General features: G+C 48.4%; 1 protein-coding gene. It reads left to right on the top strand.

Annotated features, from left to right (window positions below):
- The coding region (locus CHH91_RS18240; protein ID WP_353615339.1) for a PTS transporter subunit EIIC at positions 1 to 310 on the top strand (310 nt) is incomplete at both ends.

The following is a 310-nucleotide window of genomic DNA, read 5'->3' as shown; positions in this document are numbered from 1 at the left end:
TCGCATCGGGAATCATTAATGGCGTTGCCAACTTCCTAATTAACTCAGGCATGCAAAAAGAAGAGCATACATGGCTCTTGTTAATGACCATTTTAGGAGGAGGCCTATTTACGTATTTGGCGATTGTGGTCGGATGGAATACGGCTAAAGAATTTGGCGGGACACCGGTGCTAGGAGCAATTGCCGGTATGTTCATTTTCAACCCGGCCCTTGCTGAGGTGACCGTATTTGGCGAAGACCTTGTACCAGGGCGCGGCGGATTGTTTGGCGTCATTTTTGCGGCATGGTTAATGACGTTCTTTGAACGCCA

Source organism: Virgibacillus sp. 7505, assembly GCF_002272135.1.
In the GTDB taxonomy this organism is placed as follows: Bacteria; Bacillota; Bacilli; order Bacillales; family Amphibacillaceae; genus Terribacillus.
Note: the sequence above shows the minus strand (reverse complement) of the source record. Positions and strands in the feature narration are given on the sequence as shown.